This is a genomic window from Serratia sp. J2, assembly GCF_046269175.1.
In the GTDB taxonomy this organism is placed as follows: Bacteria; Pseudomonadota; Gammaproteobacteria; order Enterobacterales; family Enterobacteriaceae; genus Chania; species Chania fonticola_C.
This window is the reverse complement of the sequence record NZ_JBKABN010000006.1, coordinates 18,904-43,067: the sequence shown is the minus strand read 5'-3', so window position 1 is coordinate 43,067 and position 24,164 is coordinate 18,904. Positions and strand designations below refer to the sequence as shown.

Annotated in this window: 19 protein-coding genes; 6 read left to right on the top strand and 13 right to left on the bottom strand. The window is 56.7% G+C overall.

From position 1 onward, the window contains the following. Positions 1-69: 69 nt before the first annotated feature. Entirely contained in the window at positions 70-1,512 is a 1,443-nt protein-coding gene (locus tag ACKWMY_RS08295; protein ID WP_409486157.1) for a DUF2867 domain-containing protein, read from the bottom strand. A 194-nt stretch (positions 1,513-1,706) separates the two neighbouring features. Between ACKWMY_RS08295 and ACKWMY_RS08290 the strand changes: the two genes are divergently transcribed. Continuing rightward, positions 1,707-2,054 (top strand): DUF1294 domain-containing protein, encoded by a 348-nt coding sequence (locus ACKWMY_RS08290; protein ID WP_024529884.1) that lies wholly within the window; start codon positions 1,707-1,709, stop codon positions 2,052-2,054. Positions 2,055-2,116: 62 nt separating this feature from the next. Here ACKWMY_RS08290 and ACKWMY_RS08285 read toward each other — a convergent pair whose 3' ends face one another. The 6 genes from ACKWMY_RS08285 to ACKWMY_RS08260 all read right to left on the bottom strand — a co-directional run bounded on the left by ACKWMY_RS08285 (position 2,117) and on the right by ACKWMY_RS08260 (position 9,959). Continuing rightward, positions 2,117-3,109 (bottom strand): MBL fold metallo-hydrolase, encoded by a 993-nt coding sequence (locus ACKWMY_RS08285; protein WP_409486156.1) that lies wholly within the window; start codon positions 3,107-3,109, stop codon positions 2,117-2,119. Between the two features lie 92 nt (positions 3,110-3,201). Next, a complete protein-coding gene (ltaE, locus tag ACKWMY_RS08280) occupies positions 3,202-4,218 on the bottom strand; it encodes a low-specificity L-threonine aldolase (protein ID WP_199061857.1) in 1,017 nt (338 codons plus the stop codon). Between the two features lie 108 nt (positions 4,219-4,326). Further along, the gene (gene poxB, locus ACKWMY_RS08275) at positions 4,327-6,048 is read right to left on the bottom strand and encodes a ubiquinone-dependent pyruvate dehydrogenase (protein ID WP_409486155.1); all 1,722 of its coding nucleotides are present in this window, start codon (positions 6,046-6,048) and stop codon (positions 4,327-4,329) included. 124 nt (positions 6,049-6,172) lie between these two features. Continuing rightward, positions 6,173-7,177 (bottom strand): NADH oxidoreductase, encoded by a 1,005-nt coding sequence (gene hcr, locus ACKWMY_RS08270; RefSeq protein ID WP_409486154.1) that lies wholly within the window; start codon positions 7,175-7,177, stop codon positions 6,173-6,175. Positions 7,178-7,232: 55 nt separating this feature from the next. Then, positions 7,233-8,882 (bottom strand): hydroxylamine reductase, encoded by a 1,650-nt coding sequence (hcp, locus tag ACKWMY_RS08265; protein WP_074028950.1) that lies wholly within the window; start codon positions 8,880-8,882, stop codon positions 7,233-7,235. Positions 8,883-9,062: 180 nt separating this feature from the next. Continuing rightward, complete coding sequence (locus tag ACKWMY_RS08260) at positions 9,063-9,959, bottom strand: lysine exporter LysO family protein (protein ID WP_409486153.1); 897 nt, start codon at positions 9,957-9,959, stop codon at positions 9,063-9,065. 180 nt (positions 9,960-10,139) lie between these two features. On the opposite strand from ACKWMY_RS08260, the gene ACKWMY_RS08255 reads away from it, so the two are divergent. Next, positions 10,140-11,798, top strand: coding sequence for an ATP-dependent endonuclease (locus tag ACKWMY_RS08255; protein WP_024529877.1), 1,659 nt, complete (start codon positions 10,140-10,142; stop codon positions 11,796-11,798). Here the strand turns inward: ACKWMY_RS08255 and ACKWMY_RS08250 are convergent. Next, a complete protein-coding gene (locus ACKWMY_RS08250) occupies positions 11,795-12,736 on the bottom strand; it encodes a VirK/YbjX family protein (protein ID WP_074028952.1) in 942 nt (313 codons plus the stop codon). The genes ACKWMY_RS08255 and ACKWMY_RS08250 overlap by 4 nt on opposite strands. 196 nt (positions 12,737-12,932) lie before the next feature. Between ACKWMY_RS08250 and macA the strand changes: the two genes are divergently transcribed. Both macA and macB read left to right on the top strand, forming a co-directional pair. Next, positions 12,933-14,048 (top strand): macrolide transporter subunit MacA, encoded by a 1,116-nt coding sequence (gene macA, locus ACKWMY_RS08245; protein ID WP_024529875.1) that lies wholly within the window; start codon positions 12,933-12,935, stop codon positions 14,046-14,048. Further along, positions 14,048-15,994: a macrolide ABC transporter ATP-binding protein/permease MacB gene (gene macB / locus ACKWMY_RS08240; protein ID WP_074028954.1), complete on the top strand. Its 1,947-nt coding sequence runs from the start codon at positions 14,048-14,050 to the stop codon at positions 15,992-15,994. Before macA ends, macB begins: the two co-directional genes overlap by 1 nt. Positions 15,995-16,070: 76 nt before the next feature. Here the strand turns inward: macB and cspD are convergent, their stop codons facing one another. Then, a complete protein-coding gene (gene cspD, locus ACKWMY_RS08235; protein WP_021804952.1) occupies positions 16,071-16,292 on the bottom strand; it encodes a cold shock-like protein CspD in 222 nt (73 codons plus the stop codon). A gap of 344 nt (positions 16,293-16,636) precedes the next feature. Here cspD and clpS point away from each other — a divergent pair, with 344 nt between their 5' ends. Both clpS and clpA read left to right on the top strand, forming a co-directional pair. Further along, entirely contained in the window at positions 16,637-16,957 is a 321-nt protein-coding gene (gene clpS / locus ACKWMY_RS08230) for an ATP-dependent Clp protease adapter ClpS (protein ID WP_021804950.1), read from the top strand. Between the two features lie 26 nt (positions 16,958-16,983). Next, the gene (clpA, locus tag ACKWMY_RS08225; RefSeq protein ID WP_024529873.1) at positions 16,984-19,263 is read left to right on the top strand and encodes an ATP-dependent Clp protease ATP-binding subunit ClpA; all 2,280 of its coding nucleotides are present in this window, start codon (positions 16,984-16,986) and stop codon (positions 19,261-19,263) included. 265 nt (positions 19,264-19,528) lie between these two features. Here the strand turns inward: clpA and infA are convergent, their stop codons facing one another. From infA to cydD, 4 genes are all read right to left on the bottom strand, one after another. Beyond that, entirely contained in the window at positions 19,529-19,747 is a 219-nt protein-coding gene (infA, locus tag ACKWMY_RS08220) for a translation initiation factor IF-1 (protein ID WP_002211347.1), read from the bottom strand. 106 nt (positions 19,748-19,853) lie between these two features. Next, the gene (aat, locus tag ACKWMY_RS08215; RefSeq protein ID WP_199061848.1) at positions 19,854-20,579 is read right to left on the bottom strand and encodes a leucyl/phenylalanyl-tRNA--protein transferase; all 726 of its coding nucleotides are present in this window, start codon (positions 20,577-20,579) and stop codon (positions 19,854-19,856) included. 30 nt (positions 20,580-20,609) lie between these two features. Beyond that, positions 20,610-22,346, bottom strand: a complete 1,737-nt coding sequence (gene cydC / locus ACKWMY_RS08210) for a heme ABC transporter ATP-binding protein/permease CydC (protein ID WP_409486152.1) — start codon at positions 22,344-22,346, stop codon at positions 20,610-20,612. A gap of 2 nt (positions 22,347-22,348) precedes the next feature. Continuing rightward, positions 22,349-24,115, bottom strand: a complete 1,767-nt coding sequence (cydD, locus tag ACKWMY_RS08205; protein ID WP_211135713.1) for a heme ABC transporter permease/ATP-binding protein CydD — start codon at positions 24,113-24,115, stop codon at positions 22,349-22,351. Positions 24,116-24,164: the final 49 nt, after the last annotated feature.

Genomic DNA, 24,164 nt, shown 5'->3' with positions numbered 1-24,164 from the left:
TTTTGTGCGCTATGCAATGAGAAAGGACCTAACCGAGGCAGCAAACTGTGCGGTTGATCGACAAATAGACTATTGAGGACGCTGGTTATCGTACTCTTCGGCCAATTGGGCAATCCGTTTGGCCATACCGCGGAAAATAAACAGGTGCGCGGGCATCATGACAAACCAGTATAACAGCCCACTGAAACCGGCAGGATGCCACCAGGCGCGCACATCGAGCTGGCGACGATCGCCCAGGTCTTTGATGCTGAAGGTCAGGCGGCCAAGCCCCGGTGCTTTCATCCCGAACATCAATGCCAACTGCCGTAATGGCTTCTTGGTGATCACTTTCCAGCCATCGACCAGATCGCCGACTTCCAGTGTGTCACGCTGCGGCCTGCCATAGACGACGCCGTTGCCGATCATATCGTCCATGCGGGCGCGGATTTGCCACAGGATGTTGGCGTAGAAGTATCCCTCTTTGCCGCCCAACTGCTGCACGACATGCCATAGCGCTTCACTCGAGGCCTGCGTATCCAGCTCACAGCCCGCATGTTTGGGATAGAACCCATAACCGGGGCGCCAGCGTGCTCGGGCTTCAGGATCGTAACCCCAGTCGGCAGAGTCGACTACCTCGTCTTCGCGGCGTAGCGTTTCCTTAACCGCCTCATCAAAGGTTTGTAGTGGCTGTGGGATCAAGGCTTGCAGCGGTTTGCCATCGGCAGGTAAGTCATGGTTCAGCCCCTGAATGAGCGCGCTGGCAATCGAGGTTGGCACAGAGGTGATCATGCTGATAAACCATACCGAGATAAAGCGTGTCGGCAGCGGCACCGGGATCAGCCAGCGCTTTTTGCCGCTGATCTTGATAAAGCGCTCGAACATGGTTTGGTAACTGATGTACTCCGGCCCGGCCACGTCAAAAATCCGGTTTTCCTGCGCCGGGTGTTGCAGTAGTCCGGTCAGGTAAGTGAGCAGGTTATCCAGTGCGACCGGGGACGATTTTGAGCGCACCCAACGCGGCGGCGTCAGGATTGGCAGGTTATAGACCATATCGCGCATGATCTCGAACGCGGCTGACCCTGGGCCAACCACGATGCTGGCGCGTAATTCGGTGACGGGAATGCCGCTTTGGCGCAGGATTTCACCGGTCAGCTTACGGGCGATGAGGTGAGGGGAGCTACTGCCCCCTGGTTGCAGTGCGCCAAGGAAAATAACCTGTTTAACGTTGGATCCTCGCAAGGCATCCCGCAGGTTCTCAGCCGCCTGGCGTTCCTTTTCGATAAAATCATCGCCATCGCCCATGCCGTGGATCAGGTAGTAAACGGCATCGATCTGCCATAGCGCCGCCGTTAGCGTTTCTGGACGGTAGACATCCACGTAGCGGCAGCTTACGTGCGGCCAGTTTTGCTCTTCCAACCATTCTATGCGGCGTGCTGCTGCGGTGATTTCGTGGCCCTGTTCGGTCAACCGGGGGATCAGGTGTTGGCCAATATAACCGCTGGCTCCAAGAACCAGAATACGTTGGGAGGTCATTGCGCTGCCTTAGTTTATTGATGTTAATGTGAGCGTAGCTTTACCCGTCGTCTTTCAAGCTGCGGCTTGAAATCCATAGGGCATAGAATGACAAATTAGCGGGCTAAATGCACTTTTTGTATGGGTATCAGTAGTTGCATCTGCACGGAGGGCGGTTCACACTACGCGGCGATCAAGCAACGAGCCCATGCCCGATGAAAATCAATTCCCTGTGTTATTTGCTGCTGCTAATTGCCCTGGCTGGCAGCCTGTGTTTTCCCGCTCCGCTGTGGACGTGGTTGCTGCTGGTAAACCTGCTGACCCTGCTGATCTACGGTGCCGATAAGCTGGCCGCCTGTAAAGGTTGGCAACGGGTGCCGGAAATTACCCTGCTGCTGTTCGGCGTGCTGGGCGGTTGGATAGGGGCCATTATCGGGCAACGACTGTTCCGCCATAAAACGCAGAAACAACCGTTCAAAACCTATTTTATCCTCAGCGTAGTGCTGAACCTGCTGCTGATACTGGCTGTGGGTTATTGGCTCTATGGCCGGATGGTGGTTTGAGTTACCGTAATGTGCACAATTAAACGGGCGCCGCATGCGCCGCCCGTTGTCCTCAATCTGCGTTAAGGTTTCTTCTCGCCGACTACCACTGGAGCATATTCAACCGGCACCCACGCATAGCCTTTACCTTCGACGCGCACGTGGCCCAGGCCAGGGAAAGGTAAGTGCGCTCCGCCAACCCACAGTTTGTTTTCAGCCGCATCGGCAAACACTTTCTGCCGGGTAGCGATCGCCTGTTTGGAGTCCGTGTCAAAGTCCACTGCGACTTCAGGTTTGGCAAACTGCAAAGAGTGGCTGTGGACGATATCCCCCCACAACAGCAGTTTCTGGCCGCCGGAGCTGAACAGATAAGAGGCATGCCCAGGCGTATGGCCCGGTGTCGCTATCACCTCCAGCCCTGGAAGTAACTGCTCCCCAGGGCTGTACAATTTCAGCTTGCCCTGTTCGGCATAAGGGGCCACGGCGTCTTGGGCCATCTTGAACATCGGCTGCGCGTTTTTGGGGGCTTTGAGCGCCATCTCTTTACTCAGCCAATAATCTCCATCGGCCTTGGAGGCATAGACGGTAGCGTTAGGGAAGGCAGCCTTGCCCTGATCGGTGATGCCGCAGGCGTGATCGGGGTGCAGATGCGTCAGCAATATCATATCAACCTGCTCTGGCTGATAACCCGCCGCACGCAGGTTGTTCTTGATCGCACCCAACGTCGGCCCAAAACACTGCGAGGTACCGGCATCAACCAGAACCAGATGCGTACCGGTATTCACCAGAAACGCATTAACCGCCGTCTGTATGCCTGACTTGCTGTCGGTAAACATGCGGGCGAACAACTTTTGCATATCCGGCTCGCTGACCCCATGGAACAACTTTGTCGCAAGATGGGTATAACCGTCGTATAGCGCCGTCACCTCCAGGTTACCCAACATCATGCGGTAATAGCCGGGAGCCTGCGTTTGCTGTTGGGCTGGCGCCGGGGCGGCGTTGGCTGGCAAGGTAAACATCATTCCACTGCTAACGAGGGTGAGAGCTAATAGCGTCTGGCGAAATTTATGACTCAAAGATGATATCCCTTCAGGTATTGGAACTAGGCTGAGATCGCGAGTTTGGCGAGAACCGGGAAGCGGGGCCTCCCGGTGTTACTGCAAAAAAGTTAGGCGTGCTGCTGCAAGAATTCCCGCCACAGATCGACTACTTTTTGCAGATCCTGGCGGCTAACGTTGAGATGCGTCAGGATACGGGTCAACGGCCCGGCACTGATCAACACGCCACGTTCACGCATCCAGGGGCCGAGTTTAGCCGCCAGCTCCGGGGATTGGCGCAGGTACAGCACGTTGGTTTGTGCGCCCGGATCGGCAATATCCACGCCAATGTCACGCAACTGCTGTTCGAGCCATTTGGCGTTGTCATGATCTTCTTTCAACCGCTCGACGTTGTGCTCCAGCGCATAGAGCCCGGCAGCCGCCAGAATACCAGCCTGGCGCATACCGCCACCGGTCATTTTGCGCCAGCGGTTGGCACGTTGAATAAACGCTTCGCTACCGCATAACAGCGAGCCAACCGGTGCACCCAGGCCTTTCGACAGACAAATGGTGAAGGTGTCGCAATACTGGGCAAGAGTTTTCAGCGGCACGTTAAGTGCCACCGCCGCGTTGAAAATGCGCGCGCCGTCAATGTGCAGAGCCAGCTTGTGTTCACGGGTGAACTGCCAGGCCTGTTGCAGATATTCCAGCGGCAGCACGCGGCCGCTGATGGTGTTTTCCAGGCTTAGCAGACGAGTCTTGGCGAAGTGAATATCATCAGGCTTGATGGCGGCGGCGACTTTATCTAACGGCAGCGTGCCATCGGGATTGGCTTCGATCGGCTGGGGCTGGATGCTGCCCAGCACGGCGGCACCACCGGCTTCATATTTGTAGTTATGCGCTTGCTGGCCAACGATATATTCCTCACCACGCTGGCAATGGCTCAGCAAGGCTACCAGGTTGGCCTGGGTACCGGTAGGCAGGAATAATGCCGCCTCTTTGCCAGAGAGTCTGACCGCTTCGGCCTGGAGGGCGTTGACGGTGGGATCATCTCCATACACGTCGTCGCCGACGTCAGCCTGCGCCATGGCGGTGCGCATCTCTGCGCTAGGTTGGGTAACGGTGTCACTGCGTAAATCGATAAGCATACGGATCCTTGGTAGCCGATGAGGAAGAGGCTTTCATCATAACCGGATTAGCGCAGGGCAAAAGCGGAAAATGCAGGGGACAACCAACTTGATTGCCCCCAGAAGCGATTAACGCAGCCAGTTGGTTTTAGCCAGTTCGACGACCTCATCACCCCGGCCGTTGATGATGGCGCGTAGCATATACAGGCTGAACCCTTTAGCCTGTTCGAATTTGATCTGCGGCGGCATCGCCAACTCTTGTTTGGCCGTGACCACGTCGAGCAAGGCCGGGCCAGGATGGGCCAGCATTTCCTGTAATGCCGCGTCCAGCTCGGAGGCCTTTTCTACCCGAATGCCTTTGATCCCTGCCGCATTGGCGATGGCGGCAAAGTCCGGGTTGTGCAGATCGGTGCCATCGGTAAGGTAGCCACCGGCCTTCATCTCCATTGCCACAAAGCCCAGCACGCTGTTATTGAATACCACCACCTTGACCGGCAGCTTCAACTGGGCCAGCGACAGAAAATCCCCCATCAGCATGGTAAAGCCACCGTCACCGCACATGGCGATCACCTGTTTATCCGGTTCGGTGGCCTGAGCACCCATCGCCTGCGGCATAGCGTTGGCCATTGAGCCATGGTTGAACGAACCGAGCAGGCGGCGTTTGCCGTTCATTTTCAAATACCGAGCTGCCCACACCGTCGGCGTGCCGACATCGCAGGTGAAGATGGCGTCATCCGTGGCTGAGTTGCTGATTTGCTGTGCCAGATATTGTGGGTGGATCGGCTGGTCATCGTTCGCCGTAGCCAACCCGTCGAGATCTTTACGCGCTTCCCGGTAATGCTCCAACGCCTTATCCAGGAACTTGCGGTCGCTCTTGGCTTGCAGCTGCGGCAGTAAGGCGCTGAGCGTCGTTTTGATATCGCCCATCAGCGCCATATTGACCGGGCAATGGGCACCGATGCTGCCGGGGTTGATATCGATCTGAATGATATTGGCATGGGTAGGATAAAACGCCCGATAAGGGAACTGAGTGCCTAGCAGCACCAGGGTATCCGCGTTCATCATGGCGTGATAGCCGGAGGAGAAACCGATCAGCCCGGTCATGCCGACGCTGTAAGGGTTATCCCATTCGATATGCTCTTTACCGCGTAGGGCGTGCACAATCGGGGCCTGCAGCAGTTCGGCCAGTTTGACGACTTCGTCATGCGATCCGGCGCAGCCGCTGCCGCACATCAGGGTGATGTTTTTGGCGCTGTTCAGCGTTTCTGCCAGTTTCTGCAGCTCGCTCATCGGTGGCTGCATCAATGGGTGCGCAGGCGTATGCCACACCATGCTGGCATCTTCTGGGGCCATTTGCAGTGCGACATCCCCCGGTAGCACAATCACCGAGACGCCACGGTTGAGGATCGCTTTGCGCATGGCGATCTCGAGTACTCGCGGCAACTGCTCAGGATTGGACACCAGCTCGCAGTAATGGCTGCATTCGCGGAACAGCTCTTGCGGGTGCGTCTCCTGAAAGTAGCCGCTGCCGATCTCGCTGGAAGGAATATGGGCGGCGATAGCCAGCACCGGGACGTGATTGCGGTGGCAATCGAACAGGCCGTTGATCAGGTGCAGGTTGCCGGGGCCGCAGGAGCCTGCGCAGACCGCCAGTTGGCCGGTGAGCTGCGCTTCGGCACCGGCGGCAAAGGCGGCGACCTCTTCGTGGCGGGTGCCCATCCAGGCGATGGTTCCCATCCGATGCAGGCTGTCACTCAGGCCGTTGAGCGAATCGCCGGTGACGCCCCAGATCCGTTTTACACCTGCTTGTTCCAGCGTTTTGGCGATCAGCGTGGCTACTGTTTGCTTCATAGTTCCTCCAGTCATTATCCAAAATGAGGGGTACTCGCCCGGTTAGAGGCAAACAGAAAGTGTAGAAGGGCATTAGGGGATACGCTTATCGATATGTGCCCCATCGGGAAGATGGGGCAAAGCTTCAGGCGAGGGTGACGTCACTTTGTAGCTGGCAACTACAGGCCAGCACGTAACCCTGTTCGATTTCCGCAGGGGTTAACGTCATGGTGCTGGTGGTGGTGTATTGGCCATCGATAATACGGGTTTTGCACGAGCCGCAAACGCCTGCACGGCAGGCGGCATTGACCGGTAACTTATGGGCTTCTAAAGCGGCGAGCAAGGTGCTGCCGACCGGCACGCGGAATTCACGCAGTGGCTGACCGATGCGCAATGTTAACTGTTCGCTTTTCCCATCATCCGGCTCCGCCGAGGTGTGGAACTGTTCCTGATGGAAGTTGGCAGCGGGTACGCCGAGCCCCAGGCAAAGCTGCTCAACCTGTTGCATGTAAGGGGCCGGGCCGCAGGTCATCACGGTACGTGAGGCGATATCCGGCGCGGCCTGTTGCAACACTTGCTCATTGATGCGGCCAGACAGGAAACCGGGCTGCGCATCCTGCTCTGCCATCAAGGTCAGTTGCAATTGTGGATGGGAGGAACATAACCGTTGCCACTGTTCGGCAAAAATGACATCGGCAGGAGTGCGGACGTTAAAGATCACTCGGATATCGCATTGCGGTTTGTTCACCACCAGCCAGCGGCACATAGACATGATCGGTGTGACGCCACAGCCGGCAGCCAGCATCAGGTAGCTATCGCTGGGGTGTTGCACGCAGCTGAATTCTCCCTGAGCGTCTGATAGCCAAAGTGTTTGGCCAGGTTTGACCTCTTGCGTCAGCCAGCGTGAGCCGAGGCCATCCGCCAGGCAACGCACGCTGATGCTGATAAAAGGACTCAGGCCGGGTGAAGAGGAGAGGGTATAGGCGCGCAGCGTATCTTCACTGTCGCTAATGCTGACTAACGCAAACTGACCGGGCTGATAAGGATAAAAGTCGTTATTGATCAGGTTCAGCGTCCAGACGTCGGCGGTTTCCTGTTGCAGGGAGTGCACCTGCATCGGGTTGGGGCAAAGTGGGCTGGGTTGGCTCATAGGGCACCTCACAACAAACGGGGCCGCCGCGATGGGCAGCCCCGGAACAACGGCCTTAGCCGAGAAGGGTTTGCATATCCTGCTCTACGGTGGTGACCGAACGCAGGCCGAATTTTTCATTCAGCACCGCCAACAGATTGTCGGTCAGGAACGCCGGGGCGCTTGGGCCGGTGACGATATTTTTCACCCCTAGCGACAGCAGCGTCAGCAGAATGACGATCGCTTTCTGCTCGAACCAAGACAGCACCAGGCTGAGCGGCAGATCGTTGACCGTGCCACCGACTTTCTCGGCGAGTTTGACTGCCAGCATTACGGCGGAATAGGCATCGTTACATTGGCCGACGTCCAGCAGGCGCGGTAGCCCTTCCAGCGTGCCGAAGTCCAGCTTGTTGAAGCGGTATTTACCGCACCCCAGCGTCATGATCAGGCAATCTTGCGGCACGCTGCGGGCAAAATCGGTGAAGTAGCTGCGTTCGTCACGGCTGCCGTCACAGCCACCCACCAGAAATACGTGGCGCAGTTTTTTCTGTACTACCAGATCAACCACGGTATCGGCGGCGCTGAGTAGTACCTGGCGGCCAAAACCGACGGTGATCAGTTGTTCGATTTCGCTGTAAGGGAAGCCAGCCAACTGTTGAGCTTGAGCGATCACGGTGCTGAAATCATCCCCTTCCAGATGGTTGACACCAGGCCAGCCAACGATGCTACGCGTCCAGATGCGATCGCCATAGTGGCCGACGTTCGGATCGATAATGCAGTTGGAGGTCATGACGATCGAACCCGGGAATTTGGCAAATTCGGTCTGCTGATTTTGCCAGCCGCTACCGTAGTTACCCACCAGGTGTGGGAATTTTTTCAGCTCTGGATAGCCATGGGCCGGTAACATTTCGCCGTGGGTATACACGTTGACGCCGGTGCCTGCGGTCTGTTCCAGCAGCAAGCGCAGATCTTTCAGGTCGTGTCCGGAGATCAGGATCGCCTTGCCCGCCACCGGGCGCACGTTGACCGTGGTCGGCTGTGGGTCGCCAAAGGCACTGGTTTCGCCGCGATCCAGAATAGCCATCACGCTGAAGTTCATTTTGCCGATGGCCATCGAGTTGTTCAGCAGGGTGTCCAAATCGCTCGGTTGGGTGCCCAGCCAGGCCATAAACGCGTGGTAATCAGCATAGATCTGGTTGTCGAACTGGCCCAGCACATGGGCATGTTCCATATAGGCGGCGGCCCCTTTCAGGCCGTACAGGCACAGCATCCGCAGGCCGTGGATATCGTCGCCTACCTCGGCCTTATCTTTATTGAGAGCAAACTGCGCGGCCTGTTGCAACAGCGCAGGCATATCGTTGCCAGCCAGTTGCAGCTGGGCCAGTGGGTGATCGACCCGCACACTGGCGTCGAGCAGGCGGCAGCGAACCGCCAGCGAGTCACGCAGGGCAATGGTGTCACGTGCATAGCCGATAATGCGTTCGGAATCGAAGTTAACGTTGGTCAGCGTAGAGAAGAAGGCGCGTGGGGAGAAACTGTCGACATCATGATCGATAATGCCCAACGCGCGCGCCTGCAAGGCCCAGGCAGAGAGCCCTTGCAGCGCCGCTATCAACAGATCCTGCAGGTCGGAGGTTTCTGCCGTTTTGCCGCACATCCCTTGAGCGTAAGAGCAGCCGTTACCTGCCGGTGTCCGGATGGTTTGTTCACATTGCACACAGAACATAATCGCTTCCTTTTTTAAAGTTGCATTTATAATGCCTGTTTTGAAGCATAGATCGACGGTGCAACCTTAAAAAGGCTTTTGTGATACAACTTTAACAAAGTTTGATTTAGAACAAGTTGGCGTGCGGATGGGAATTATTACGCTTTGACTAACAGGCGCGGCGAGCCGCGCCCGTAGGCGTCAGGAGAACAGGGCGATTAATACCGGAGCCAACAGGCTCAGCAAGAATCCGTGCACGATGGCGGGAGGCACCATTTCTATCCCGCCGCTGCGTTGCAGAACCGGCAGTGTGAAATCCATCGAAGTGGCACCGCATAAACCCAATGCAGAGGAGCGGCTACGACGCACCAGCGTAGGGAGCAGCATTATTGCCACCAGCTCACGGGCCAGATCGTTGAAGAAGGCGGCGCTGCCCATTACCGGGCCATAGGCGTCGGTGATCAGGATGCCGGAAAGGGAGTACCAGCCAAACCCCGAAGCCATCGCCAAACCGGCTTTCAGCGGCAAACCCAACAGCAGTGCGGCCACTGCACCACCCGCCAGCGAACTGACCGCCACCACCAGGGCGACCATCATGCCACGGCGATTGAGGGCAATCTGGCGCAGCGTCATCCCACTGTTGCGTAACTGTGCCCCCACCAGAAGCAGCAGAAACAGCAGGGCGTATTCACTGCCTTGACCCGCAAATTGCAGCCAGTGCCACTGGGTGAGGCCCAAGGCAAAGCCCACCACCACCACCCCACAGAGCTTCAGGGATTCCAATGCCATATGCAGGCGTGAGGGCAACGTTTCTTGCTTGTGAGTACTGTGCCAAGGGCGGCGGCGTTCAAACAAAGATAACCACAGGAGATTGGCGCAGAAAATGCACAGAAAAAACACCAGGGTGTACTGAAAGATCAGCATCAGGTTGCTGCTGAGGTTTTCCAGGAATGCCAGGCTGATCCCCATAATGAACAGGATCACATACACCATCCAGCTCAGCAGGCGGTTAATGGCCCGGATCAGGGTGACGCTACGCAAGGGGACAAGATAACCGACAATCAGCGGTATCAAAATAATCAGCAGTCCTGAGTACATGTGAAACAAGCGTCCTTTAATCTGGAGGAAGTGCGGCAAACCTAACACGCTAACCAAAATGGGCTAAGGAGTAAAGTCGCGTATTTACGTGGTTTGCAGCACGCTGTAGCAATGTCTGCTTGACCTGTAATGGCTTTATTGCTCATCCTCAAGGTATCAGGCGAATAAAGGAGTCAGCAGATGTACCTGGAGCGTATTGAGATTGTAGGATTCCGCGGTATCAACCGGCTTTCACTGACGCTGGATGATAATACCGTGCTACTCGGAGAAAATGCCTGGGGCAAGTCCAGCCTGCTGGACGCCATGACCTTTTTGCTGGCCCCCGAACAGACGCTGTATCGTTTTGAAGCCAAAGATTTCTACTTCCCACCTGGCGACGAGGCGGCCAAAGATCGTCATTTGCAGATCATCTTCACCTTTTGTGAAAAGGATACCGGCCATGCGCATCTGCCGCGCTATCGCCATCTTTCGCCGCTGTGGTCGAAGGGGGAAGATAACCTGGGCCGCATTCACTATTGCTGCGAAGGAGAACTAGACGATGATGGCACGGTATGCACCTGGCGGCGTTTTCTTGATGCCGATGGCAACGCCTTGCACTTGCACCATATCGATCAACTGGTACACGCCCTGATCCGTATTCATCCGGTGCTGCGGCTGCGTGATGCACGTTTTATCCGCCGTCTGCGGCCCAGCTCACTCAGCGATCGCCTCCCTGCCGATAACGAAGCCCTGGCACAGCAGTTGGATCAACTGACGCGTGAACTGGTGCGTAACCCGCAAAAGTTGACGAACTCCGAACTGCGGCAGGGGCTAGCGGCGATGCAGCAGTTGCTTGAACACTATTTTGCCGAGCAAGGTTCGCAGGTTGCCGGGCCTCGCCGCCATCGTCAGCCGCCGGAACAGCAGGCGTGGCGTTCGTTGGACAGCATCAACCGCATGATTGCAGAACCTAACAGCCGCAGCATGCGATTGATCCTGTTGGGGATGTTTTCTACGTTGCTGCAGGCCAAGGGCAACGTAAAACTCGATCCCCATGCCCGGCCATTATTACTGGTTGAAGACCCGGAAACGCGCCTGCATCCCATCATGCTGTCGGTAGCCTGGGGGTTGCTCAACCAGATGCCGTTGCAGCGTATTACCACCACCAACTCCAGCGAACTGGTGTCGCTAGTGCCGGTGGAGCATATTTGCCGCTTGGTGCGCGAATCGGCCCGGGTTGCTACCTATCGCCTTGGGCCAAAGGGGCTAAGTGCCGAGGACGGGCGGCGCATTGCGTTCCATATTCGCTTTAACCGGCCGTCCTCGCTGTTTGCCCGTTGCTGGCTGCTGGTGGAAGGGGAAACCGAGGTCTGGCTGCTCAACGAACTGGCGCGCCAGTGTGGCTATCGTTTTGAGTCCGAAGGCGTGCGAGTGATCGAGTTTGCCCAATGTGGGCTGAAACCCTTGCTGAAGTTTGCCCGGCGCATGGGCATTCAATGGCACGCCCTGGTAGATGGTGACGAAGCGGGGAAGAAATATGCCAATGCCGTACGCAGCATGCTGGATAATCACGAAGATAACGAGCGCGATCGTTTAACCGTGCTACCTGCGCCGGATATGGAGCATTTCATGTATCGGGAGGGATTCAGCTCGGTCTATCACCGGGTGGCTTCGGTACCGCTAAAGGTACAGATGCCGGTGCGTAAGGTGATCATCAAAGCGGTGCATCACACTTCAAAACCCGATCTGGCGATTGAGGTGGCCATGCAGGCCGGGGCGTGGGGCACCGACTCGGTGCCACCGTTGTTGAAGAAAATGTTCTCCCGCGTGATGTGGCTGGCGCGGGGCCGGGCGGATTAAGAAAAGTGTTTGCTGATCCCCTGTTGGAGCTCATCCAGTAACTGGTAACGGCGGCGATATTCCGCGCGTTTTTTGCTGGCGATGGTTTCCATCGGCTTGCGGCCAATGCGCTCGGGTAACAGGAAATAGCCGTTATCGAGTTGCTTGCCGCCCATGGAAAGCCAGAACTGATCGTAATCAGCATGCAACTGGCTTTTCTTTTTGTGGTGGTAGCGCCAGTTTTGGTAAATATGGGTGGTGTTGCCTACCGCGATCAACTGCCGGATACCCAACTGTTGGGCCAGGTGGCAAATGCCTTCCAACACCAGGCGTTTTGGAAACAGGCCGTGGCAGGCTTTGGTCGTATTCTGGATCTCAGCGTGCGGCACCGTGGAATTGGCGCCTTGCATACCGCCGATAAATAACGTGGGTTGTTGCTGGTAAATCATCAAGGTGAAGGTCATTTCAGCCAGCATGATCCCTTGGCTATTGCGCAACAGCAGGGTTGTTTCACCCTCTTTATTCAAATGGTCCAGAGAGGCCAGTTGCAGGCAGATGTGCTCACCATTTTTGTCCTGTGCGCGGCTCAAGGTAAAGGGATTGCTACCCAGTTGCCCGAGGTGCATCTTCAGCGGCATGCGTTGGGCGAGCAGATCGTAGTGATCGCGCAGGGCAAACAGACGGTCGATGCGGCTCATGTTATTCGCCAGATAGGGGCGATGCAGCTTGCAGGGCAGATTGGGCTGCGCGCTTAAAATCTCATCCAGCAGCGGGTTGGCGGCCAGCGTATTGAGCAGGCTACGAGTCGTGGGCCAGCAGAGTAGCGAACGGCCAAGAAACTTAAGGCGGAATGACGTTTTTTTCCAGGCATTGCTGGGCACTTTCTCGCCGTTGATCAGTGCCGTCATCAGTTGGCTGGCCGGTTTGGCCGATATGAGTGGATAGCTGAGCTGAGACATGATGAAATCCTGGTTTGTGTCTAAATGACTATTTCATCAAGGCTTCACTAAACAGGAGTTCAATACGGCATGGCAAAACTGTGTTGCTCGAAATACGTTGAGCCTGGGTTTAGTTATCGGAAACGCAACATGCTAATTTACTTGGGTTGCCATGGTTGGCAGCCTGAGAATGACAGGAAATAGGTAGGAACAAACATTGACGTGGTTATTCAAAAGTAAGAAACGCGGGTTGCTGGTGTGTGCCGTTCTGGTGGTGCTTGCCGCTGTGGCTTATTGGCACTTTAGCCATCCGGCCCCGGTGGAGTTTAAAACCGTCAAGGTCGTTAAACGCGATCTTGAGCAAAGCGTATTGGCAACCGGCCAACTGGACGCGGTGCGTAAGGTTGATGTGGGGGCTCAGGTCAGCGGACAGTTGGAGAGCCTGAAGGTCGAGATTGGCGATAAGGTGCAAAAAGGCCAACTGCTCGGCATTATCGATCCCCAGCAGGCGCAAAACAGCATTCGCGAAAGCGAAGCGACGCTGCAGCAACTGCAAGCCCAGCTGCAACAGGCTTTGGCAGAGCAGCAACTGGCTGAGGTCACCTTGCAGCGTAACCGCGAACTGGCCAAGGTGCAGGCGGTATCGCGCCAGGATCTGGATCAATTCGCCACCAATCTGGCGGTGAAAAAGGCGCAGGTTGCGACCACCAGAGCGGAGATTGCCAAAAATCAGGCCAGCCTGGATACCGCCAAGATCAATCTGGCCTATACCCGTATTGAAGCGCCGATGGACGGCGATGTGGTACAGATCACCACCTTGCAGGGCCAGACGGTGATCGCCGCGCAGCAAGCGCCCAACATTCTGACGTTGGCAGACATGAGTACCATGCTGGTGAAGGCCCAGGTTTCCGAGGCGGACGTGATCCACCTCAAACCGGGGCTGAAAGCCTGGTTTACCGTGCTGGGGGATCCGAGCAAACGTTTTGACGGCGCGCTGAAAGACATTCAGCCCACGCCAGAGAAGGTCAACAACGCCATTTTCTATTACGCGCGTTTCGAAGTGCCAAACCCACAGGGCTTGCTGCGTCTGCAAATGACCGCGCAGGTGCATATTCAGCTGGCTGGCGTCAGCGATGCGCTGGTGATCCCGCTGGCGGCATTGGGGGATCAGATCGCCGATAACCGCTACCACATTTCGGTGCTGAAACAGGGCAAGGAAGAGAAGCGGGAAGTCACGATCGGCATTCGCAACAATGTGGATGTGCAGATTGTCAGCGGGTTGCAAGCCGGTGAAGAAGTGATTGTCAGCCGCGGCGGCGCGGAGGCCAGCTGATGACGGCACTGTTAGAACTGAGTGATATCCGGCGCAGCTACCTCTCCGGCGATCAGACCATAGACGTGCTGAAAAATGTCAGTCTGCGCATTGATGCCGGTGAGATGGTGGCGATTATGGGGGCTTCCGGCTCCGGTAAATCGACGCTGATGAACATTCTCGGCTGCCTGGACAAGCCCAGCGCCGGGACTTACCGCGTGGCCGGGCAGGATGTGGCAACGCTTGATGGCGATGCGCTGGCCCAACTGCGGCGCGAGCATTTTGGCTTTATCTTCCAGCGCTACCATCTGCTACCCCATCTGAGTGCGGCGCATAACGTGGAGGTGCCTGCGGTTTATGCCGGGCTGGGCAAGGCAGCACGGCGCGAAAGGGCGGCGGCTTTGTTGCAACGTCTGGGGCTGGGGGAACGTATCAACTACCGGCCAAGCCAGCTTTCTGGGGGGCAGCAGCAGCGCGTCAGTATTGCGCGGGCTTTGATGAACGGTGGCCAGGTGATCCTGGCGGATGAACCAACCGGTGCGCTTGACAGCCATTCCGGTGAAGAGGTGATGACGATCCTCAAGCAACTGCGCGAGCAGGGGCACACCGTGATTATCGTCACGCACGATCCAGCGGTAGCACAACAGGCAGAGCGGATTATCGAGATCCGGGACGGTGAAATCATCGCCGATTCTCGGCCACAGGCGCAGGGTAACCCGCAGGCCAAAATGCTGGATATGGCCACGCCAGCGCCTTCCTGGCAGCAGGTAGCGGGTCGTTTCCGTGAGGCGTTGGTGATGGCTTGGCGTGCTATGGCAGCCAACAAGATGCGCACGGCGTTAACCATGTTGGGGATCATCATCGGCATTGCCTCGGTGGTCTCGATCCTGGTGATCGGCGACGCCGCCAAGCAGATGATCCTGGCAGACATCAAATCCATCGGCACCAACACCGTAGACATCTATCCCGGCAAAGACTTTGGAGACGATGATCCCAGCTTCCGCCAGGCGTTGAAATATGGCGATCTAGGCGCGTTGCGTGAACAGCCCTATGTCAGTGCGCTTTCGCCGAATATCAGCAGCAGCATGCGGCTGCGGTTTGGCAATATTGATGTGGCCGCCAACGTCGCGGGCGTCAGTGAACAATATTTTCGAGTATACGGCATGGCGCTTTCTCAGGGGGTTGGTATCGATGCCCAACAGGTGCAATCTCAGGCACAGGTGGTGGTGATCGACGCCAATACCCAGCGGCGGCTGTTCCCGCATAAAAAAAACGTGGTGGGTGAGGTGATCCTGATCGGCAATATGCCAGCCACGGTAGTGGGTGTGGCGCAGGAAAAACAGTCGATGTTCGGCAGCAGCAAGGCGCTTAGCGTATGGGTGCCCTATAGCACGATGGCCAATCGCCTGATGGGCAACGACTATTTTGACTCGATCACCGTGCGTATTCGTGAAGGCTATAACAGCCAGGAAGCGGAACAGCAGTTGACGCGGTTGCTGACGCTGCGCCACGGCAAGAAAGACTTCTTTACCTACAACATGGATAGCCTGGTGCAAACGGCGGAGAAAACCACCCGTACACTGCAACTGTTCCTGACCCTGGTGGCGGTGATTTCGCTGGTGGTGGGCGGGATTGGGGTGATGAATATCATGCTGGTCTCGGTAACGGAAAGGACGCGTGAAATCGGCATTCGCATGGCGGTGGGCGCGCGCTCTGGCGATGTCCTGCAACAGTTCCTGATCGAGGCGGTGCTGGTCTGCCTGGTGGGGGGCGCGTTGGGGATAGCGCTGTCGTTCGCGATTGGCCTGTTGGTGCAATTGGCGATGCCGGGCTGGCAGATCAGCTTCCCGCCGGTGGCCTTGCTGAGTGCGTTCTTGTGTTCCACCGGTATAGGCGTGGTGTTCGGCTATCTGCCAGCACGTAGCGCTGCGCGGTTGAATCCGATTGACGCCTTGGCGCGTGAGTAACAGCAAAAATAAAATGCCAGTCGTACGGCGGCTGGCATTTTGAGTTGGCAGTGCAGAAGTGGCTGAAGGGGCGCGTTTAGGCCATTGCCTCGCTTTCCAGCGGCATAATCAGGCTCGCGTGGTTTCCTTTCGGCCCTTGATGTACGTCGAACCTGACCTGCTGGCCCGCTTTCAACGTTCGGTAGCCATCCATTTTAATTGTTGAATAATGCGCGAAGATATCTTCACCGCCGCCTTCCGGGCAGATAAAGCCGAACCCTTTGGCGTTATTGAACCATTTAACAGTACCCGTCTCCATGCTGCTACATCCCTCGCAATGCTATTTTTAAAATGAGATGAATAACTGATCCAGGTGAGTTCCAACTGGTCAAAAGACCAACAACTCACAAAATTACACTCTAGAGCAAATGATCAACACGTCAAGGGATCGGCCAATGCCCGTGTCGGGCAGTTCACTAAAGTTTGAAGTAGTTAACGCTATTGATATGGTTTGGTAACAAATTGTGGCTGCGATAGGGGCGATTAATCGCGTTGTGCTGCGGCACGTTAACCGCGAAGATGGTAAAATAGTCTTGATACTCCCGTTTGAATAACCCGAACATGGCCCCATATACTGAGGCATGGCAGAGAAGATGAGCAGCAATGGGCAATAGCAACGATTGGCTAAATATTGAACACTTGGCCGAAGAAAAACAAATCGATGCGGTAAAACCGCCGTCAATGTATAAAGTTATACTTAACAACGACGATTACACACCGATGGAATTTGTGATTGACGTTCTGCAAAAGTTCTTTTCTTATGATATTGAACGTGCAACGCAACTGATGCTCACGGTCCACTATCAAGGCAAGGCGATCTGCGGTGTTTTCACCGCCGAGGTTGCGGAAACCAAGGTGGTCCATGTGAACCGTTACGCAAGGGAGAATGAGCATCCGTTGCTCTGTACGCTGGAAAAAGCCTGAAAAGGCAATCTATTGGGGAGGTGCCTATGCTCAATCAAGAATTGGAACTCAGTCTCAACATGGCTTTCGCCAGAGCGCGCGAGCACAGACATGAGTTTATGACCGTGGAGCACCTGTTGCTGGCGTTACTCAGCAACCCTGCCGCGCGCGAAGCGCTCGAGGCTTGTACGGTGGATCTGGCCGCGTTACGCCAGGAGCTGGAAGCCTTTATCGAACAAACCACACCAACGCTGCCCACCAGCGAAGAGGAGCGCGACACCCAGCCGACGCTCAGCTTCCAGCGTGTACTGCAGCGTGCGGTATTCCACGTGCAGTCCTCCGGCCGGAGCGAAGTGAGCGGTGCCAACGTGTTGGTGGCGATCTTCAGCGAACAGGAGTCCCAGGCGGCATACCTGCTGCGTAAACACGACGTCAGCCGTCTGGACGTGGTGAACTTCATTTCACATGGTACACGTAAAGATGAGCCGGGCCAGGCACCTAATGCGGAAAACCCGGTAAACGAAGAGCAGCCTGGAGGGGAAGACCGTATGGAAAACTTCACCACCAACCTCAACCAACTGGCCCGCGTCGGCGGTATTGATCCGCTGATTGGCCGTGACCGTGAACTGGAGCGCGCCATTCAGGTGCTGTGCCGCCGCCGTAAAAACAACCCGCTGCTGGTGGGGGAATCTGGCGTAGGTAAAACCGCCATTGCCGAAGGGCTGGCGTGGAGGATCGTGCAGGGCGACGTGCCAGAGGTGATGGCAGACTGCACGCTCTACTCGCTGGACATCGGCTCATTGCTGGCAGGCACCAAATACCGTGGCGACTTTGAGAAGCGCTTCAAGGCGCTGCTCAAACAGCTGGAGCAGGATAAGAACAGCATCCTGTTTATCGACGAAATTCACACCATCATCGGTGCCGGTGCGGCTTCCGGTGGGCAAGTGGATGCCGCCAACCTGATCAAACCGCTGCTGTCGAGCGGCAAGATCCGGGTGATTGGTTCCACCACCTATCAGGAGTTCAGTAATATTTTCGAAAAAGACCGTGCGCTGGCGCGTCGCTTCCAGAAAATAGACATTACCGAGCCGACGCCGGAAGAGACCATTCAGATCATCAACGGTCTGAAAACCAAGTACGAAGCGCACCATGACGTGCGTTACACCGCTAAAGCGGTACGTGCTGCGGTAGAACTGTCGGTGAAATACATCAACGACCGCCATCTGCCGGACAAGGCGATCGATGTGATCGATGAGGCTGGTGCGCGTAGCCGGTTGCTGCCGGTGAACAAGCGTAAGAAAACGGTCAACGTGGCGGATATCGAATCCGTGGTCGCACGCATTGCGCGTATCCCGGAAAAAACCGTCTCCGCCAGCGATCGAGACGTGCTGAGAAGCCTGAGCGACCGCCTGAAAATGCTGGTGTTTGGCCAGGATCCGGCCATTGAGGCGCTGACCGAAGCGATCAAGATGAGCCGTGCCGGTCTGGGCCAGGATCGCAAGCCGGTGGGCTCCTTCCTGTTCGCCGGGCCGACCGGGGTAGGGAAAACCGAGGTTACCGTGCAGCTGGCGAAGGCGCTGGATATCGAATTGCTTCGGTTTGATATGTCCGAATATATGGAACGTCATACCGTCAGCCGTCTGATTGGCGCGCCTCCGGGCTACGTCGGTTACGATCAGGGCGGCCTGCTGACCGATGCGGTGATCAAACATCCGCACGCGGTGGTCCTGCTGGATGAAATCGAGAAAGCGCACCCGGACGTGTTCAACCTGCTGTTGCAGGTGATGGACAACGGGACGCTGACCGATAACAACGGCCGTAAAGCAGACTTCCGTAACGTGATCCTGGTGATGACCACCAACGCCGGGGTACGTGAAACCGAACGCAAATCAATTGGCCTGATCGAACAGGACAACAGCATCGACGCGATGGACGAGATCAAGAAGGTGTTTACGCCAGAATTCCGTAACCGTCTGGACAACGTCATCTGGTTCAACCATCTGTCTCCTGCGGTGATCCAGCAGGTGGTCGACAAGTTTATCGTCGAACTGCAGGCACAGCTGGATGCGAAGGGCGTGTCGATGGAAGTGAGCGACGAAGCGCGTGACTGGCTGTCGGTGAAAGGCTATGACCGTGCAATGGGCGCTCGTCCAATGGCGCGTGTGATGCAGGAAAGCCTGAAAAAACCGCTGGCCAACGAACTGCTGTTTGGCTCTCTGGTTGACGGCGGCTCGGTGAAAGTCGAGCTGGATGCAGACAAGAAACAGCTGACTTACCACTTCCTCAGCGCCCAGAAGCGTAAAGCGGATGAAGGTGCGGTGCACTAAGCGGTAGACAGGTAACGAAAAAGCGATGCCTTGGCATCGCTTTTTTTATACGTGAATTTCACGGACTGCTGTGAGGGCGCCGTATGCCGTTAAAAGGGCGTAGCGGTCGAACGGAATATGTCGCCCTTATAAAATGAGTGAGCCCTCTCAGTTTACCTGCGCCAATACAACTCGGTGGAGAACGTTGCTGCGGCGGTAAACGGAAAGGGCTCTTTTGAGGGATCACATCCTCGGTGTCGCCAATGGTTGGCGACGGGTGAGCCGATTAACGGCTACGGAAGACAATGCGGCCTTTGCTCAGGTCGTACGGGGTCAGCTCTACAGTGACTTTGTCACCCGTCAGGATGCGGATATAGTTTTTGCGCATTTTACCGGAGATATGAGCGGTAACCACGTGCCCGTTTTCCAATTCAACACGGAACATGGTGTTCGGCAGCGTATCAAGAACGGTGCCCTGCATTTCAATATTGTCTTCTTTGGCCATCGAATCCTCTAGGTGTAACTACCTTAGTTTTTAACCGGCAAGATAATGCCGAAAAACCCACATTATGTAAAGGAGTGTCGGTGAACAATGCACCGATTCCACAAAATTAGTCAGTTTGGGAGGGCAGTTCAACCAGCTGTGGGGGTATGACTTGCGCTGTCCAGCATTCCGGCGCTAACACCCTGCGCTGAAGGTTGCTCAACTGCTGCAAAAATTGGCGGCGGGGAATTTCTCTCGCTCCAAGCCGGGCAGTGTGAGCGTTAAGCACCTGACAGTCAACCAATTCTCCTCCATAACCGGCAAAATGGCGGCAAAACGCCCATAAAGCACACTTTGATGCGTTGGTGGTGCGGCTAAACATTGATTCACCGCAGAACAGCGCTCCCTGGGCGACACCGTACAGGCCGCCGACCAGCTCTTCTCCCTGCCACACCTCAACGGAATGGGCGTGACCAAGGCGATGCAATTGTAAATAGGCTTGCTGCACCTCCTCGCCGATCCAGGTGCCTTCATCGGGGCGGTATGAGCATGCGGCGATCACGGCGGCAAAATCGTGATTGAGGGTAATGCGGAACGGCGGGTTGCGCAGGAATCGCTTGAAGCTGCGGCTGACATGGTATTCCGTTGGGAACAGCACCGCCCGTGGATCCGGAGACCACCAGAGGATGGCCTCCCCAGGCGAATACCAGGGGAAGATCCCGCGCTCATAGGCTGCCAGCAACCGCACAGGTGTCAAATCGCCACCGATGGCCAGCAGTCCGTTAGGATCGTGCAGGGCGGCCTCTGGTGAGGGAAACGCTACAGACTGCGATGACAGCTTAACAATGCGCATAAAACCTCTTAGCGTCGCCTACAGGCGGTTTTACAGCGATACATTACTGATACGTTGGCGGAATTGGGCGTAACGGCCAGGCTGGCGCATCAGCGCTGCGTGGCTACCTTGTTCCACGATACTGCCGCCATCCATCACACAGATGCGATCGAAATGCTCCAGCCCATAGAGTCTGTGAGTCACCAGAATTAACGTCTTGCCGCGGCAATGCTGACGCAGCAGGGCCAGGATCTGTTGCTCAGTCTCGGCATCCAGCCCTTCGGTTGGCTCATCCAGCAGTAATAGCGGGGCTCGATGCAGCAGGGCTCGGGCAATGCCCAGACGGCGTTGCTCACCACCGGAAAGCTGGCGGCCACCTTCACCCAGCCAGGCATTCAGCCCCTCATTTTCCAGCAGCTTATCCAGACCGACTTGTTGCAGTGCGAGGTTTAAGTCCTCATCGCTGGCCGCAGGTGCGGCGATACGCAAGTTTTCACGCAGGGTACTGCTGAAGATATGTACCCGTTGGCTCACTACCGTAGCCATGGCGCGCAGCGTAGCTTCATCATAGCTAGCCAATGGTTGGTCGTTGAGCAGGATTTGGCCGCTGTCAGCATTCCAGGCGCGGGTCAGTAATTGCAATAGGGTCGATTTACCACAGCCGGTACGGCCCAACAGCGCGATGTGCTCACCAGCGGCGATGTTCAGCGTCACGTTGTTCAACACCGGCAGCGGCTGGTCGGGATAGGTGAAGGACACCTCGCTCAGTTGCAGCTCTGCGCCCGGTTGTGAGGCTGGACCGCTGGCAGGGAAGGTGACTTCCGGTTGCTGATCGATGATCTGCTTGACCCGGGTTGCCGAAGCGATCACCTGGCCCAGATGTTGGAACGCGGCGGCGACGGGCATCATGGCTTCAAAAGAGGCCAGGGCGGCAAAGGCAAACAAGGCAATCAGGGCCCCGGGTTGGGTATCGCCACCGATCCCCGCAGCGGCAAGCCACATCAATAGCGTGACGGTGAGGCCACTTGCCAGGATCATCAGCGCCTGAGCAATCCCCCCTAGCGAAGCCTGTTGCCATTGACGGCTCTGCCAGCGTTGTTCGGTCGCGTTGAGCTTATGCCGGAAACCGTCCAGCGCGCCAAACACCACCAGTTCGGCCTGCCCCTGGAGCCAGGCGGTCAGGTCGGTGCGGTACTGGCTGCGTAACAGGGTCAACTCTTCCCCAATAGGCTTGCCTGCGCGATAGAAGATCGGCGGAACGGCCAGCAACAGCAATAACAAAATTCCGCCCAGCGTCAGGGCTAGTGGAACATCCAGCCAACTGAGGCCGAAGGTGACCACCACAATCACCACCGCAGCGCTGACCATCGGCGAAATAACGCGTAGGTAGAGGTGATCGAGCGTATCGACGTCGGCTACCAGGCGGTTGAGAAGCTCAGCCTGACGGAAGCGGGCAATACCCCCCGGTGACAGCGGCAGGATCTTGCGGAAGGTAAATACCCGCAGATGGGACAACACACGGAAAGTGGCGTCATGGCTGACGACCCGCTCTGCATAACGCCCGGCGGTACGGAAGATAGCCGCGCCCCGTACGCCAGCGGCCGGTAGCATGTAGTTGAAGGTATACAACCCCGCCAGCCCGGCCAGTGAAGAGGCGGCCAGGAACCAGCCGGACAGCGCCAGCAGGCCGATACTGGCCAGCAGGGTGACGATAGCCAGCACGATACCCAGTAAAATCAGAAACGTGTGGCGGCGATACAACGCCAGGAATGGCAGCAAAACGCGCATGATTATAGCTCCCCGCTGCGGTGTGCAATCAGTTTGGCAAACAGACCGGGCTGGGCGCTGAGCGTGGCGTAGTTGCCCTGCTGCACGATTTTGCCACTGTCCATCACCCAAATCTGGTCATAATCTTCGGTATCTTCCAACTGGTGCGTGACCAACAGCGTGGTCTGCTGATGGGAGGCTGCATTCAGCGCCTGCATCACCAAACGTTCGCTGTGGGCGTCCAGGCTGGCCGCAGGTTCATCCAGTAACAGCAAACGGCGGGGGCTGAGCAGCGCTCGCGCTACGGCCACACGCTGAGCTTGCCCAACGGAAAGGCGGGCAGCACCGTCGCCCAGATCGGTAGCCAACCCTTTTGGCAGGTGGGGCAGGAATTCACTGACGTAAGCCTGCTCGACGGCCTGTTGCAATTGGGCCTCGCTGGCCTGTGGGTAGCCGAGCAGGATATTGTCCCGTAACGTTTGAGCTGGCAGATGGGGGTTTTGCCCCACCCAGCCCAGTTGCTGACGCCAGTTAACCGCAGCCAGCTCGCGCAGTTCGATGCCATTGATCAGCAAGGAGCCCCGATAGGGCAGGAAGCCCAATAACAGATTCAACAACGAACTTTTCCCTGCACCGCTAAGCCCGACCAAGGCAATGCGCTGGTTGGCAGGTAAGGTAAAATCAAGCGGCCCCGCAAGCACTACGCCATTGGGCGAGAGGATTTCCAACTGCTGTGCCTGTACGGCCAGTGGTTCTTCGCTATTTAGCATTAGGGAGCCATTGCCAACCTGCTCCCCCTCGGCGGCCAGGAAGGTTTCCAGCGCTTCGGCGGCGCCCACGGCCTGGGCTTTGGCATGGTAAAAGGCACCCAGATCGCGCAGCGGTTGGAAAAACTCCGGTGCCAGGATCAGCACCAGAAAACCGGCAAACAGCGTTACACCAGTGCCGTAGCTGCCAAAGTCCAGTTCACCGAGGTAGGAGAAGCCAAAATAGACTGCCACCACGGCGATGGAAATCGAGGCGAAGAACTCCAGCACGGCGGAGGAGAGGAAGGCCAGGCGCAGCACTTCCATGGTGCGCTGGCGGAAATCTTCCGAGGATTTGGCAATGTGATCGGTTTCCGCCTGGCCGCGATTAAACAGACGCAGGGTATCCAGGCCGCGCAGGCGATCGAGGAAATTGCCGCTGAGCCGGGCCAGCGCAATAAAGTTACGGCGGTTGGCATCTGCCGCCCCCATACCGACCAGTGCCATAAACAGTGGGATCAACGGGGCAGTAGCCAGCAGGATAAACCCGGCCGCCCAGTTGATCGGGAAGACGGTGATCAGGATCAGCACCGGGATAAACACGGCCAGATACATTTGCGGCAGATAGCGGGAATAGTAATCCTGCATATCCTCAATTTGCTCAACGATAATGCTGGCCCAGCTCCCGGCAGGCTTGCCCTGGATCCAGGCGGGGCCAAGCTGTTGCAGCTTATCCAGCACCTGCGCACGCATACGCTGGCGAATGACCTGCCCGCAGATAAAGCCGACTCGTTCACGCAGCCAGCTCAGGAAGGCGCGCAAAGCAAAGGTAGCGGCCAACCAGATAAACGACGAAACCAGTTCGCCACGGGGCTGATGTTCAATAATCAGCGCATGGAGCAGTGAGGCCAACAGCCAGGCCTGGGCGACGATCAAAATGCCGCTTGCCAGACCTAACAGCATGGATAAACGCAGCCAACGCTGCGCCAACGTACTCTGTGTTTTGAGCCAACGGGTTAACTGGTGCTGTCTGGTTTTTTTCATCAGGTGTCTGCGTCGCCGATGCCTGTTGTAGCAGGCTTGGTTAACGTAC